General features: G+C 63.3%; 15 protein-coding genes. 12 read left to right on the top strand and 3 right to left on the bottom strand.

Annotated elements, in window-relative coordinates; translation table 11 throughout:
* A partial coding sequence (locus tag SGJ19_26800; GenBank protein ID MDZ4783873.1) for a response regulator occupies nt 1–420 on the bottom strand: 420 nt, incomplete at its 3' end.
* A gap of 401 nt (nt 421–821) precedes the next feature.
* Between SGJ19_26800 and SGJ19_26795 the strand changes: the two genes are divergently transcribed.
* The 11 genes from SGJ19_26795 (at nt 822) to SGJ19_26745 (ending at nt 11,189) form a co-directional block, all read left to right on the top strand.
* Complete coding sequence (locus SGJ19_26795; GenBank protein MDZ4783872.1) at nt 822–1,850, top strand: DUF933 domain-containing protein; 1,029 nt, start codon at nt 822–824, stop codon at nt 1,848–1,850.
* 251 nt (nt 1,851–2,101) lie between these two features.
* Nucleotides 2,102–2,917: an acetyl-CoA carboxylase, carboxyltransferase subunit beta gene (gene accD, locus SGJ19_26790; GenBank protein MDZ4783871.1), complete on the top strand. Its 816-nt coding sequence runs from the start codon at nt 2,102–2,104 to the stop codon at nt 2,915–2,917.
* Between the two features lie 65 nt (nt 2,918–2,982).
* The gene (locus tag SGJ19_26785) at nt 2,983–3,861 is read left to right on the top strand and encodes a serine/threonine-protein kinase (GenBank protein ID MDZ4783870.1); all 879 of its coding nucleotides are present in this window, start codon (nt 2,983–2,985) and stop codon (nt 3,859–3,861) included.
* 18 nt (nt 3,862–3,879) lie between these two features.
* A complete protein-coding gene (locus SGJ19_26780) occupies nt 3,880–5,124 on the top strand; it encodes an ATPase, T2SS/T4P/T4SS family (protein MDZ4783869.1) in 1,245 nt (414 codons plus the stop codon).
* A 31-nt stretch (nt 5,125–5,155) separates the two neighbouring features.
* Nucleotides 5,156–6,208 carry a type II secretion system F family protein gene (locus tag SGJ19_26775; protein ID MDZ4783868.1) on the top strand — a complete coding sequence of 351 codons (1,053 nt, stop codon included), beginning with the start codon at nt 5,156–5,158 and terminating at the stop codon, nt 6,206–6,208.
* A gap of 46 nt (nt 6,209–6,254) precedes the next feature.
* A complete protein-coding gene (locus SGJ19_26770) occupies nt 6,255–7,355 on the top strand; it encodes a type II secretion system F family protein (protein ID MDZ4783867.1) in 1,101 nt (366 codons plus the stop codon).
* A 59-nt stretch (nt 7,356–7,414) separates the two neighbouring features.
* Nucleotides 7,415–8,677: a type II secretion system F family protein gene (locus tag SGJ19_26765; protein MDZ4783866.1), complete on the top strand. Its 1,263-nt coding sequence runs from the start codon at nt 7,415–7,417 to the stop codon at nt 8,675–8,677.
* Nucleotides 8,674–9,126 (top strand): prepilin-type N-terminal cleavage/methylation domain-containing protein, encoded by a 453-nt coding sequence (locus tag SGJ19_26760; protein MDZ4783865.1) that lies wholly within the window; start codon nt 8,674–8,676, stop codon nt 9,124–9,126. The genes SGJ19_26765 and SGJ19_26760 overlap by 4 nt, the downstream gene beginning before the upstream one ends.
* Nucleotides 9,123–9,638, top strand: a complete 516-nt coding sequence (locus SGJ19_26755; GenBank protein MDZ4783864.1) for a prepilin-type N-terminal cleavage/methylation domain-containing protein — start codon at nt 9,123–9,125, stop codon at nt 9,636–9,638. The genes SGJ19_26760 and SGJ19_26755 overlap by 4 nt, the downstream gene beginning before the upstream one ends.
* Nucleotides 9,631–10,062, top strand: coding sequence for a hypothetical protein (locus SGJ19_26750; protein ID MDZ4783863.1), 432 nt, complete (start codon nt 9,631–9,633; stop codon nt 10,060–10,062). Before SGJ19_26755 ends, SGJ19_26750 begins: the two co-directional genes overlap by 8 nt.
* Nucleotides 10,059–11,189 (top strand): DUF1559 domain-containing protein, encoded by a 1,131-nt coding sequence (locus SGJ19_26745; protein MDZ4783862.1) that lies wholly within the window; start codon nt 10,059–10,061, stop codon nt 11,187–11,189. Before SGJ19_26750 ends, SGJ19_26745 begins: the two co-directional genes overlap by 4 nt.
* 72 nt (nt 11,190–11,261) lie before the next feature.
* Here SGJ19_26745 and lpxB read toward each other — a convergent pair whose 3' ends face one another.
* Together lpxB and SGJ19_26735 are read right to left on the bottom strand one after the other, a co-directional pair.
* Complete coding sequence (gene lpxB / locus SGJ19_26740; protein MDZ4783861.1) at nt 11,262–12,494, bottom strand: lipid-A-disaccharide synthase; 1,233 nt, start codon at nt 12,492–12,494, stop codon at nt 11,262–11,264.
* 276 nt (nt 12,495–12,770) lie between these two features.
* Entirely contained in the window at nt 12,771–13,583 is an 813-nt protein-coding gene (locus SGJ19_26735; GenBank protein ID MDZ4783860.1) for a glycosyltransferase, read from the bottom strand.
* 289 nt (nt 13,584–13,872) lie between these two features.
* Between SGJ19_26735 and SGJ19_26730 the strand changes: the two genes are divergently transcribed.
* Nucleotides 13,873–14,386, top strand: a 514-nt coding sequence (locus SGJ19_26730) for a hypothetical protein (protein ID MDZ4783859.1), incomplete at its 3' end; no start/stop codon positions are given.

Genomic DNA, 14,386 nt, shown 5'->3' with positions numbered 1-14,386 from the left:
CAACTTTTCATCGCGGCGTCGACTGGTGAGGTCTTGCAGGGTATTCCACCAGTGGTCGATTTTCTGAAAGGCCGCATCGAGCGATTGCACCAGCGGCTCGACGTCATGCAGGGGCTTGAAGAAACAGGCCTCGGCGCCACGTCGCATCGACTCCAGCACTGAAGTCATCGACACCAGGCCGGTCAGCATAATGACCATCACGCCGCCGTCGTATTGCTTGATCTCGAGACCGTTTGCCTGGGGCATCTGGACGTCCAGCAGCACGACGCGGCAATTGTTCCGCACCAAGACGTCGATGATGCTCGTCGGATCGTTGATCGGAATTACACGGCAGCCATGCGCATCCAGGCGCTCGCGGATGATTTCCGTCATCAGCCGGTCGTCGTCGACATGCAGAATGACACGCTCGGTAGTTTGCATTGCGAACCTGCCTTTTTCCGGAGCGGAGGCGCTGGGCTGCAGACCACGCTGTACGTCCGGAGTGACCGTGCGTGATCAAGGACCAGCCCGCGCGAGGCGGCTGATCGCCTCGAACTCGCTGCAAGTCCTTGGCAAAGGTAGCTTAAGACGTGCTTCGGCATCCCGAAGGACGCCGTCCTGGCGTGGCGAATCTTGGTCGTCGGCCCGCACAACCGACAAATCGCGGCGCGATCCGCAACTTCGCGAGAATCGTTCCTGACCTGACGCCCGAACCGCCTCAATGCGGCAAGTCCTGGGCGGCTGGAACCTTGGCCCGCCAGACGTTAGAACAGACCCTCCGTTTTCGAGCGGCAGAGCGGCTATTCCCCCCGTCCGGCCGCTGTCTTTGGCATCGAGGTCGTATGAAGATTGGCATCGTCGGCTATCAAGGTTCCGGAAAAAGCACGCTGTTCGAGTGGCTCACCGGCGTCGCGCCGGATCTCGCCTTGGGACACGTCGGACAGAGTGCCATGGCGGCCGTGCCGGACTCGCGGATCGAGCCGCTGTGCGCGGTCTACAGCCCGAAGAAGATCACGCTGGCGTCGCTGGAATTCGTCGATACGCCCGGGCTGAATCGCAAACACGAGGGGAACGCCGCCCGGCTGGCCGTGATTCGTGAAGCCGGCTGCCTGGTGATTGTGACCGCGGCCCACGACGGCGGCGAAGCGCTGCTGGACGCCGAGCGGATCCAGGAAGACTTCCTGCTGGCCGATATGGAGATCGTCTCCGGCCGCATGGAACGGCTCCGGGAATCGGTCAAAAAGCCGCGCCCCAGCCGCGACCAGGAACTGGCCGAGTTGTCCGCCCTCGAAGTCGTGATGCAGGCCCTGGAGGCCAGCACGCCCATCGCTGACGCGCAGATGACTGAGGACCAGCGCAAGGCGACGCGAAGTTTCCGTCTGCTGAGCGAAAAGCCGCAACTGGTGATCTGCAACCTGGCCGACGACGCCACGGATGCGGCCAAATACGCCGCCGCCAGCAACGCCAAGCGCCAGATCACCGCGGCGCCGATCGGGCTGGAACTGGAATTGGCGCGGATGTCGCCGGAAGATCGGGCCGAGATCGAAAAAGAATACCAACTGACGGGGCCGCGCAAAAACGACGTGCTGCGGCAGGTCTTGGAGGCCTCCGGCCAAATCCTTTATTTCACCGCCGGCGAAAAAGAAGTCCGCAGTTGGTTATTGCGTCGTGGCGGAACGGCCCTGGAAGCCGCCGACAACATCCACAGCGACCTCGCCCGCGGCTTCATCCGCTCCGAAACCATGGCCGCCGCGGACCTGATCCGCCTGGGCAGCGAGCGGGAAGTGAAAGCCCAAAACCTGCTGCGCCAGGAACCGAAGGATTATGTCGTGAAAGAGGCGGATATTTTGCATATCCGGTTTAGCGTTTAGTGGCCCAAGGCCCTTCTAATTGGGGGAAAGAAAGGTTGCGGAGGCCGCTTGCCATGAGGAACATTGCCATGGCGGCATTGCCTAACCCCCCTCGATTCGCATACCTTAAAGGGCGTTCCACGTGCCGGCGGCCTTGCCTAGCGGCCTCGTTCATTTCACGCCGATTTTGATTTCAGCGACCATGCGTCGGGCGTCCGCCCGGCCGGGATGTCTCCATGTCGACCGGCAATCTTGATGTCGCTACGACCCCTATGACGACACGACGTCCGAAACGTGGCGTGCCCGAAGGGCTGTGGCGCCGCTGCCCGGGTTGCCAGCAAACGATCTTCAAGCGCGACATCGAGAAGCGCCTCGACGTCTGCCCGGAGTGCGACTACCACTGGTACGTTTCCGCCCGGGATCGTGTGCGACAGGTGTTGGACGACGGCACCTTCGAAGAATGGTTCATGGAATTGGAGCCGACCGATCCACTCGATTTCGTCGACAAGAAGCCCTACCGAGAACGCCTGGCCGCTGAGCAAGCCCGAACTGGGCTGCGCGACGCGGCGTTAGTCGGCACCGGCATGGTCCGCGCCCGGCGCGTGGCGTTCGGGGTGACCGATTCGGCGTTCATCATGGGAAGCATGGGCTCGGTCGTCGGCGAGAAGCTTGCCCGAACCATCGAACGAGCCACGGAACAACGACTGCCGCTGATCGTGATTTCCGGGTCCGGCGGTGGGGCCCGGATGCACGAAGGCATCCTGTCGCTGATGCAGATGGCGAAGGTTTCGGCAGCGCTGGCTCGGTTTCATGAAGTCGGCGGGCTGTTTATCTCCGTGCTGACCAACCCGACGATGGGGGGCGTGGCCGCGAGTTTCGCTTCGCTGGGGGATCTGATCTTCGCCGAGCCCAAGGCTTTGATCGGTTTCGCCGGGCCGCGGACCATCGAAGCCACTATCCGGACGCCGCTTCCCAAGGGTTTTCAAACCAGCGAATTCCTGTTGCAGCACGGCTTCATTGACCGGATCGTCCGGCGCTGCGATCTTAAATCAGAGATCGCGCGAACGATTGACTATTGTGGTCGGTAGTCGGCATCGGCAGTGCGGTCATCGCGATTGTTCTCTTCCACGACTCCGCGCTCGAGATCGCGCCCATGGGTTTGCTCGATAGTTTCAAAAAGGCCCTGTCCGGCGGTAAGGTCGATGTGCAGAAGCGGTTCGAGTTTCTGCGCGAAGCGATCTCCGGCACGATGTCCAGCTTCAACATGGTCCGCGATCGCCAGACCGGCGAGATCGTCGGCTTGAAGATCCTGGACAAGGAGAAGACCGCGGCGTTCGAGGAGCGCCTGCGCGGATTGAAGCGACCGCCCGAAGGGGAAATCGCCACGGCGATCGCGCATCCGCGGATCGTGAAGACGCTGGAGTATGGAATTACGACGCGCGGAGAGCAGTTTCTGGTGATGGAGTTCATCGGCGGGCCGGGACTCAACTCTCTGTTGATCGCGCGGAGTCCGCTGATGGAAGGCAAGCGGCTGACGCTCACGCGCCAGGCGGCCGAAGCGGTCGCCGCGGTTCACAAGGCCGGCTACATCCACCGCGATATCTGCCCGCGGAATCTGATGGCGACGACGGCCGAAGTGACGGAACTCAAGCTGATCGACTTCGGCCTGACGCTGCCGGCTACCAAAGAGTTCATGCAGCCGGGCAACCGGACCGGGACGCCGAATTACATGGCGCCGGAGATTGTCAAAAGGCAGGGCACGGACCAACGGGTGGATATCTTCTCGTTCGGCGTCACGGCCTACGAGATGTTTACCTACGATCTCCCCTGGGAACGTGGCGTGACGGGACAAGCGGCGATGCAACACGCCAACTTCGAGCCGAAGGATATCGCCCGCGCCCGGCCCACGATCCATCCCACGCTGGGCAAAGCGATCATGAAGTGCATCGCCCGCAACCCGGTCGACCGGTTTGCTTCGATGGATGACTTTCTGAAGTCAATCAAAGGGGTGGAGCAAGACGACGCGAGCTAGCGTTCCGCCAAATCACTCGTGTCCATCGCGCAACTTCATCAACAGCTCAGCGCCCTTCCGGTCACGCATCCGGAGTACGCGGTGTTGTTTGTCGAGGCCTTGCTGGCCGCCGCGCGGGAAGCCCGAGCAAGTGATCTCCATTTGCAGCCCACGCAGGATGGCTTGCAACTGCGCTGGCGGCTGGACGGCGTGCTCCAGGTGGTCGGCGTGTATCCGGCGGCGGCTGCGGCGCAGGTCGTGGCGCGGCTCAAGGTGCTGGCCGATTTGCTGACGTATCGGACGGATGTGCCGCAAGAAGGACGGATTCGCGCGCCGAGGGCTGCGGAATCGACGGTGGAGGGAGCAACGCTGGATCTGCGGCTGAGCACGTTTCCCACGCTGTTCGGCGAAAAGGCGGTCGTGCGGCTGTTCAATACGGAAGATCGGCTGTTGCGGCTCGACGATTTGCGCTTGCCGGAAGACATCGCGGTGCGCTTGTCCGAGTTGCTGGCGGAGAATTCCGGGGCGATTCTGATTACCGGCCCGGCAGGTAGCGGCAAAACGACCACCGCCTATGCCTGTCTGCGCGAGCTGCGCGCCCGGCATGGCGATGCGCGGAACCTGGTGTCGGTCGAGGATCCGATCGAGGTCGCCGTGGCGGGGGTCGCGCAGACGCAAGTGAACGAGCACGCGGGCTTGGACCTTGCCGAAGCGTTGCGGTTTATGCTCCGACAAGATCCCGAGGTGATGCTGATCGGCGAGATTCGCGACGCCTTGACCGCGCGGACCGCGTTTCAGGCCGCGCTGACGGGGCATTTGGTGCTGAGCACGTTTCACGCCGGCAGCGCGGTGAGCGCGATCAGCCGACTTTTGGAAATGGAGCTGGAGCCATATTTGCTACGCAGCGGCGTTTTGGCTATCGTTAACCAACGTCTGGTCCGCCGGCTTTGCGGCTGTGCGCGGCCAGGACACGATACGGAACAGGCTCTGGGATTGCCGGTCCGCCGGTTTTCGCTTCCTCAAGGATGCGACGCCTGTCGCCAGACAGGCTACGCGGGTCGCGCGCTCGTCGCGGAAATGATCGTGCCGGGAGACAGTTTGCTCGGCTCGGGAATCCTCGCGCGCGAGGACGCGGCGCGGCTGGAGGCGCGAGCGAAAGAGTGCGGACTGATCGATCGTTGGCAGCGCTCGCTAGCGCTAGTCGAGAGCGGCGTCACCTCACCGGAGGAAGTTCGCCGTGTGCTTGGCTGGCGTCGCGCCGGCGCTGCTGAGAGCGGCAGTTAACTTCTAGCGGGAGCCGCCCGCTGGATCGCGCATGCCCCCGCACTCCGCTAGCCAGGTTGAAGATTTCGCCGCGCTCTACGAAGAGCTCGCGGCGCTGGTCCGGGCGCGCGTGCCGTTAGAGCCGGGACTGGTCCGGCTGGCACGCGATCTGCCACGACGCCCCGCGGAACTCACCGAGTCGGTCAGCCGGCAACTCGCCGCAGGCCACTCGTTGGAACAGGCGCTCGACGATCCTAAGTTGCGCGCGCCGGCCGTGTTTCGCGCTGCGCTCCGCGCGGGTGTGCGCTCGGGACGATTGGCCGAGGCGCTGGAAGGCGTGGCGCTCGCCGCGCGGCGGATGACCGAGTTGCGCCGCGCCGTCGGATTGAGTTTGATCTATCCCACGATCATCGTCTGCGTCGGCTTGCTGCAGATTCCGCTTCTGGCGGACGTCCTGAGCGCGATGGTGGCGTGGATGCGCGACAGTCACCATGAGATTCCCGGCTGGATGCGCTTTTTTGAGGCGTGGTCGGAACGCCGGATCGGGTGGTGGATCGCGATCCCGGCAGTCGTCGCGCTGATCCTTTTGCTGTGGAGCGCGGTCTCCGGCGCCGGGATTGTCCGCGGCGGGTGGCGCACGGCGGTGTTTCGCTGCTTGCCTTGGGTGCGCGCGGCGATCGACAATGCGCGGCGAGCCCATTTCTCCGATCAACTGGCGCTGCTGGTGGAGAACGGCGTGCCGCTGGGGGAGAGCTTGCGCCTCGCCGCCGAGGCGACGGTAGATCCTCGCCTGAAAGCCGATGCGCTCGCCGGCGCGGCGGCGATTGAAGCCGGCCGGCCGCTCGCCGAAGTCTGCGCGGACGAAGGCGCGTTCACGCCGCTGCTCCGTTGGTTGATGGGCAGCGCCGCCGCGAACCAGACGCTCGGCCGATCGATGCGCCACGCGGCGGAAACGTACCAACATCGCGCCGTGGCCAACGCCGAGCTGGCGAAGATTTGTCTGCCCAGCTTGTTGACGGCATTGGTTGGCGGCGGCGTCACTGCCGCGCTGATGTTGTTAGTCGTGTACCCTTGGACGCAGTTGCTCCAGCAGATTGTGAAATGAAGTAACTCCATAGTCTCCTTTCGCTCCGCATCCGAACAATTGCCGCATGTCCATCCAAACGCCCAAGTCGCCGTGGGATTCCTCCGCAAGGGATGAGAAGCCGCGGCGCGTCTGGTTTGGACAACAGCTCTCGGACGAAGACTCCGCAGAATTAGTGCGGCAGATTGCGCAATTGGCGGAACGCGGATTGCCGTTGCCGGCCGGGCTGCGGGCGCTCGGGGCTGAGCAACCGAGCGCGCGTCTGCGTCGCGCGCTCGGTGAACTGGCCGGACAACTCGAAGGCGGCAAGAGTTTGTGCGAAGCGCTCGATCAACTCGGGCCGCTGGTGCCACCATCGGTGCGGGCGTTGTTGTTGGCAGGAATCAAGTCGGGGCGCTTCGTCGAAGTCGTCGAAGAACATCTGCACAACCGCGCGCGGCTGGGCGAGTTGCAGCGGCGGATGCGCAATCTGCTGATCTACCCGGGACTGCTGGTAATCGTCTGCATGGTTGCGTTGGTGCTGATGGAACGGTTTGTGATCAGCCAATTTCGCGACATGTTCGAAGAATTCAGCAGAGCGCTCCCGCCCCTGACCCAAGGCGTGCTGATGGTCTCCAGCGGCGTCGCGTATTTCATCGTGGGCGCCGCGGCCGCGTTGGCGGCGACGTGGGCGCTGTTGTTACTGGGATCGCGGAGCGCCTTTCGCCGGCGACTCGCCTATCGCTTGCCGCTCATTGGGCGACTGTGGCGATTCACCGTGCTGGCGCAGTTTACGCGGCTGGCGGCACTGTTGGTGCGACACTCCGTTCCACTTCCGGACGCGTTGCACCTCTCGGCAGGCGCGACCGGTGATCCCGAGTTGCGCCGTTCGGTCGGGCAAGTCGTCACCGCGCTCTTGGCGGGAAAACCGCTTGGCGCGCGCCTGGCCGCCGATCGTTCGTTGCCGGCCGGGCTGGCGCAAGTGATTGCCTGGGGCGAAGACCAGAACAGCCTGGGGGAAGCCCTGCTGCTGGCCGGAGAAATGTACGAAGCGCGCGCGGTCGGCCAATTGACGTTTACCGCGATGATCGCGCCGGCATTGGGCCTGACCATCGCGCTCTTCTTTTTCGGCCTGATCGTCATCGCGATGATGTTGCCGTTGATCGAGTTGTTGGAGACGTTGGCGTAGGCCTCGCCTACTTCACCTACTACCTACTTCACCTACTCCACCTACCACCTACCTCCCCCATGACCAACCTGCTGATCATCATGGCGATTGGTTGCGTGCTGGCGCTGTTGAGCGTGGGGCTGTTTCTGCTGGCGCGGTGGTGCGAGTTGCGGTCGACCAACAGCGCGTGGTCCTTCTCAGTCTTGCTGATGCGTCTCGTGGCGAACGTGCTTTGCCTGCTCGCCTTGATCGCGTTTTTCAATGTCAATGTGCTGGCATTGATCCTGGTCATCACGGTGATGATTTTCGACGGCGTCGCGCGACGGCGGTTGGATCGTGAGACGTTGGTGTGGATCATGGCGCTCACCATGGCTCGGAAGATGCCGCTGGCTGGCAGCGTGTCGGCATTCGCCGGAGAATGCCGGGGCGGATATCGTTGGCGCGTCCTGCGATTTGCACAGCGGTTGCAGGCCGGGCAATCGTTGAGCGTCGCGCTGGCTCAAGACCAGGGGGTCTTGGGAGGACTGCTGACGCCCGACGGCGCCGCCGCGGTCTGTGTTGGCACAGCCTGCGGCGACCTGCCCGGCGCGTTGCGGGAAGCAGCGCGAGTTGCCAACCTGAAGCGGCCGTTCTGGCAAGAGTTGGGTACGCGGAGCATCTACCTCGCACAGTTGCTGGCCATTACGGTTGGCATGACGGCTTGGTTCATGTATTTCGTCATTCCCGCACTTGAAAAAATCTTTTGGGACTTCGATGCAAAACTTCCTCAAGTGACGCAAGACCTCATTCGCTATAGCAGGATGGCGCCGACCGTGCTCATGTTCACCTTGCTGGCATTGATAGTGCTCGCGCCACTCGCGTTCTTGCTGATCGCATTCGCGCAGTTCGACGTGCCATGGTTAGGAGGATGGTTGCGTCGCCGGCACACGCCATCGCTGCTGCGAGCGCTGGCTGGCGTGGTAGAACGCAATCAACCGCTGCCTCTTGCGCTCGACGCGTTGGCGAAGAGCTATCCGGCGCGATCCGTTCGGATGCGATTGAAGAAAGTCGCCGAGGCAATGTATGGCGGAGCGATCGGTTGGCAACCCTGGGCGCGCTGCGGGATCGTCAACGCCGCCGACGCCGCGGTGTTGGACGCCGCGGAACGGGTGGGAAATCTTCCCTGGGCACTGCGGGCGTTGGCCGAAAGCCAGGATCGCCGGCGAGGCTACCGGCTGCAGGTGGCTTTGCAATTCGTCTGGCCGTTTGCCATTCTGGCGATTGGCCTGGTCGTGGGATTCATCGTGGTTGCCGGCATGATGCCGCTGATCGAGCTGATTACGAAGGAGGCGTTCACTCGATGAATACCGCGCACTTTCCGATGCATGGGCAACGTCGTCCCCGCCGACGGCGTTCCGCGCGCGGCTTCACGTTGTTGGAGTGCGTGGTCGCGGCTGGCATGCTGATGGTGGTGATGGGGCTCGCCGCGCAGCTTTTTGCCTGGGATGCCCGGGAGCGTCGTGAAGTCTGGCGGCGGCAGGTGGCGCAGCAAGAGGCCGCGAACCTCATGGAGCAACTCACCGCGCAGATGCCATCTGAGTTGACGGCGGAAACGCTGGAAGCACTGCGCATATCGACGGAGTCCTCCGCGTGGCTTCCGCATGGAACATTGCAGGCGACCGCCACAGAGGTGACTGCGCCGGCCGCGGGGCGGCGCATCGAGTTGCAAATCACCTGGGAACATGCGAGCGGCGAGCCAGCGGCGCCGGTGCGACTGGTTGGCTGGGTCTTCGGCCCGGGAGGCAACCCATGAAGCGGCGCGGCACTTCGTTGCTGGAAATGGCGATCGTGATCTCCATCCTCACCGTGCTGCTCAGCGCCGCCGCGATGCTACTCGCTTCGCTGGTGATGCACACCGGGCGGCAGAGATCCACGTATCACGAAGCGCAAGTCACTACGCGGTTCGCCGCCGCGTTACGGCGGGATGTGCATGAGGCCGTGGCGATCGACGTGAGCGCCGCCGACACGACGCCTGCGCGGCTGCAACTGACGTTGCCCGGCGACGAGCGAGTGGAATACGTGGTCGGCGTTTCCGGCGTCGAGAGGCTGTTGCGCAACGGCGATGAAGTGCGACAAACGGAGTTGTATCGTCTGCCGGATTTAGATGCGATGCGCTTTGTTCGCTCCGTCGAGCCCGGGCAAGCCGTAATCTGCGTGTGGCAACGACGCTGGCATGGCCCGCAACCGATCAAACAGGACGACGAAGCCGCGCTGCGGTCGCATCGTTTTGTCGCTGCCGCGCGGCGGGAGGTGCGCGATGAATAGCCGCCCGCGTAGCAGCAAAAACGGCGTTGCCGTGCTGATCGTGCTGGTGATTCTGATGGTCTTCGGCGTGGCGATGACGTTGGCGATGCAAACCAATCTGGCGGCCCGAGCGGAATCGCGCCGCGCGGCCGCGCGGCTGCAGGCGGAGTATCTCGCCACGGCTGGACTGGAGTTGGCCCAAGCGCGTTTCAGTCGCGATGCCGGCTATTCCGGCGAGACCTGGCAAGTTCCTGCCGAGGAACTCGGCGGGCGCGACCGGGCGGAAGTGCGGATCGAGATCGCCGACGTCGCCGAGCAGCCGGAACAGCGCCGGGTTATCGTGCTCGCTACTTACCCGCTCGATGAAGACGCTTGGCGAAGGCAGCAATTTCGCCTGGAAATTCTTTGGAACCCTTCAACTACTTCCGACAGGTCCGCGCCATGAGCAGGCTCCGTCTCCGCGGTTTTACGTTGGTGGAATTGCTGGTCGTGATCGCGATCATTGGCATTCTGGTCGCCTTGTTGCTGCCTGCGCTGCAAAAGACGCGCGAGGTGGGCCGCCGCGCTCAATGCGCGAACAACCTGGCGCAATTGGGGCTCGCGCTCGCGCAGTACGAGTCGGCGTTCGAATCGCTGCCGTCCGGCACGACGAACGCCACGGGGCCGATTCAAAGCCGTCCGCCGGGCGAGCACTATAGTTGGATCGTGCGCGTATTGCCGTACATGGACCAGCGGAACACCTACCGCGCGTTCGACTTCTCCAAGAGCGTTTACGACAAGGCGAACCACGCTCCGCGCATGGCGGGACTGGCGACGCTGGTTTGTCCGTCGTCGTCAAGCGCCGGAGGCGGCGGAATTTCCCTGGGCACAAGCGACTACGCCGGCTGTCATCATGATCTGGAGCAGCCGATCGACGTTACCAATCATGGCGTGCTGTTTCTCAACAGTGGCGTGCGCTTGAGCGAGATCGGCGATGGCGCGTCGCACACGTTCTTCCTGGGCGAAAAGCTGCAGGAAGATGACGATACGGGGGCCTTCGACCTGGGCTGGGCCTCAGGCACTCGCGCCACGCTTCGCAATACTGGTACGCGTCTCAATGCATCTCAAACGATGCAGTCCGGCTACAAGGCGTCCCCGGAGAACTGGGCGGAGTTGGAGGTCCGGCTTGCGCGCGGAGAGAACATCAATCGATTCACATCGCTGGACCTGGACGCGTTGCCGATTGGACCGACAGAATCGGAGGACGAAGCGGAAGCGACCACGCCGGATGAGCTAACCACCGAAGATTCGGCGAGCGACGAGGAGAAGGCACCGGTAACTGAGACGAAGCCGGCGGAGGTTCAGGCGCCCACGGTTACGGCGCCGGCCGTGGATCCGTTGGCCGATGGCCAACCGCCGACCGCGCGCGGTCCGCTGTGGGTGGGCGGGTTCGCCAGCGAGCACGATGGCGGCGCGAACTTTCTGTTGGGCGACGGCGCCGTGCGATTTGTGTCGGATATGATCGACTTGCAGGTCTACCGGCAGCTTGGGCACCGCGACGATGGGTTGCTGCTGGACGATAAGGACTATTGAGGGCACTGTTCCGGGGATTCACCACGGAGTCACGGAGACACGGAGGGGAAAGAGCAGGTGCGAGAGATTGTGTTAGGCGGCTTGGCGCGTGGAGGTTGATTGAGTTTGGGTGATCGTGCTAAGGATGTAGGTGGCGGCCTTGGCCGAGGCGCCGGGTTCGCCGACGCGGTGTTTGAGTTCACGCAGGGCGGCGATGCGCTGCTGTAGTTTTTCGGGCTGCGTGAGCCATTCGACGATGTGCGCCGCCAGGTTGGCGGAGCGGTCTTCCGTCGTCAGGTATTCCGGGAACAGCACGCGATCGGCGTCGGGCTGTTTCGGATCGTACGGCGAAAGATCGCGAGGATACAGCTCTTCGGCGTTCAGCAGGTTCACCAGCGTGATGTACTTCACGCGACGCAGGTATTTCTGGGCGCGATAGGCGTACCCGGCGATCCAATAGAGAATCACCGTGGGCTTTTCGTAGTGCAGCAGCTCCAGCGAGACGGAGCCGGACACCGACAGGCAGCACTCCGCGGCGGCGATCAGCTCCGGCGTGCGGCCGACATGCACTTCCACAGGCAGCTTCGCGGCTGCAGCCAGCTGTTCGGCGAACTCCGCGTGTGCCGGCTTGAACGCGGCGACGGCAAAGCGAGCGTCGGGTACTTGCGCGCGGATCAACTCCGCGGCTTTGAAAAACCAATGCAGGTTGTGTTGTACCTCTTGGGTGCGCGATCCAGGCAATAGCGTGACGAGACGACCGGGACGCCGGCGCTGGTCCGCGACAAACTCCGCATCAGGCGGACGCCGGCGGACTTCGTCGAAGAACGGATGGCCCACGTACTTGGCCCGGCAACCGCGGCGCTGGAACCAGTCCTCCTCGAACGGCAGGCCGCAGAGGACGTGGTCCACGAATCGCCGCATCTTTTTGATCCGCCAACTCGCCCAGCCCCAGATCTGCGGCGGCGAGTAATAGAACACGGGAATGCCCTGCTGCTTGGCTTTGCGGGCGATCCACCAATTGAAGCCGGGGTAATCGATCAACACCACGGCGTCGGGGCGGACATCGCGAAAGTACTTTTCCGCCCGCTTGAGCAGTGCGTAGAAGACGTGCAAATTCAGCAACACCTTCAGGAACCACATCACCGCGAACGCCGTGAGGTCCGTGTGAAGGTTGCAGCCTGCGGAGGCCATCTGCGGCCCGCCATAGCCGACACACTCCACGCCAGGGTGTTGAGCGCGCAGCTCGCGAATCAGATTCGCCCCATGCAAATCGCCGCTCGGCTCACCGACAGAAAAGAAAACTCGCAAGGGCTGCTGCACAGGCATGGTCGTTCCAGTTTTTTCACCACGGAGGACACGGAGGACACGGAGAGGAGAAGGAGTGTGAAGTTTTCAGTGTTCAGTTTTCAGTGTGGGAGGCAAAGGTGATGGCAAATCGAATGTGAAGGCCTTCAATAAAATCAACATTCACTCGGTCCGGCCTCCCTCAATTCTCCCTTCTCTCAATCCCTCTTCCTTCTCTGCGTCTCAGCGCCTCCGCGGTTCAAAACGATTTCCTTCCCTCCGTGCTCTCCGTGGTGAATCCTTACAAAAGGACTCCGCCTACGTGAGTCGGTGGCGGTCGCGCGGCGATTCGGGTTGAGTCGGGCCTGGCGCGGAGAGGGGTTGGGGCGGATCGATGCGGATGATTTCGAAGCGGTGTTGCCCGCTCTCGTCCGCGGAGAGTTCGATGGCGTCGCCTGTTGGCGCGGCGGTCGATGGTTTTGCAAACGGCCAGAGGGACGACCAGGCCGAATCGGTTTCGATCGCCGGGCCGCGGGCGTGCCAACGATGCGCCACGTGTAATTCCGCGACGCGATAGCCCTGCTCGCTCGCCAGTTCCGGCAACCAGCGATGCCAGCCGGTCGTGAAGGCGAAGTTCGTGAACAGTTCCCGCCGAGCCGCCCAAAACACGCACTCGGGATCGCGCACGAGACTGCCGGAGAAAATGGTTCGCGGCAGATGACTTAGTGTGCGCCACCAGCGCGCGAAGCGATGCCCGCGCCGGCAGCCCCAGACCAGGTCGGCCCGGGCCAGACGTTCGGCAAGTCGCGGCAAGTCGCGGAAATCGTACCGGTCGCTCGCCTCAAGCGCCACGACCGCAGCGCCGCGCGCGTGGCGGATGCCGGCCGCCAGCGCCGCATCGAGTCCGCGGGCTTCGCGCAATTCCAGTACGCGCAGGCACGGGTTATCCAGCAATAGTTGCTTGAGCCAGGCCCGGTGGGGCGGGCCGGAGTGATCGTCGATGCACAGCAGTTCGAAGGGTTCGCCCATCCCGGCCAAGACGGCGCAGAGTTCCGTCAGCCGGCAGGCCACGGTTTCCACCGCGTCGCGTTGCGGAAGCAATATGCTGTACTGAATCATCGGGCCATCCATGGCGCAATCCGGATTCACGCCGGCGCACCACCGGACGGAACCCAGTCCGCGCGAAGTATGGCAAATCCGGCGAATTGGCAGAAGGTCAATTCGGTTGAGGGAAGACTCCGACTGCGGTTGCGGCGATGGACTACGTTTCGTTGCGCCAAGCCCAGGGAAGGCCATCGAAGTCGTTGGAGATCGCTACGCCTTCGAGGGCCTTCCCTGGGCTTAAGAAGACACTCAATCTGCCATTGCGGCCATCCGGCCGCCTCGTCACACTACCGCCCCCAAATTCCTACGGTCTGGGATGCCGTTTCGCATGGTGCGTTGGCAATGTATTTCCGCGCTCGTGGTGATCTTCGCCAGCGGCTGCGCGCTCGGACCGAATCCGGTCTACCAGCCCAACCCCAATCCCATGCGGGTTCCCCCCGGAGATAAGGACGTCCTCTGGGATACCGTGGTCGACGTGGTGGATGACGACTTCACGATCGATCGGGAAGTGCGGGTGCGGCAGGAAGGGGAAGTGCTGACCGAGGGGCGGATCGATACTTTCCCGGAAGTCGGCTCCACGATCTTCGAGCCCTGGCGCGGCGACTCAGCGGACGCCTACGAGAAGGTGGAAAGCACGCTGCAATCGATCCGCCGCCAGGCGCTGGTCCGCGTCGTCCCCACGGGCGACGGCTATCTTATCGACGTAACCGTCTTCAAGGAACTGGAAGACGTCCGTCGTCCGGAACGAGCCACGGCTGGGGCCGCGCTGTTCCGCAACGACACGCCCAAGCCAGGCAAACGCGAGCCGGTCGGCGAGCGCGTCTCAGCGT

The sequence above is a fragment of the Planctomycetia bacterium genome (assembly GCA_034440135.1).
GTDB lineage: Bacteria > Planctomycetota > Planctomycetia > Pirellulales > JALHLM01 > JALHLM01.
Note: the sequence above shows the minus strand (reverse complement) of the source record. Positions and strands in the feature narration are given on the sequence as shown.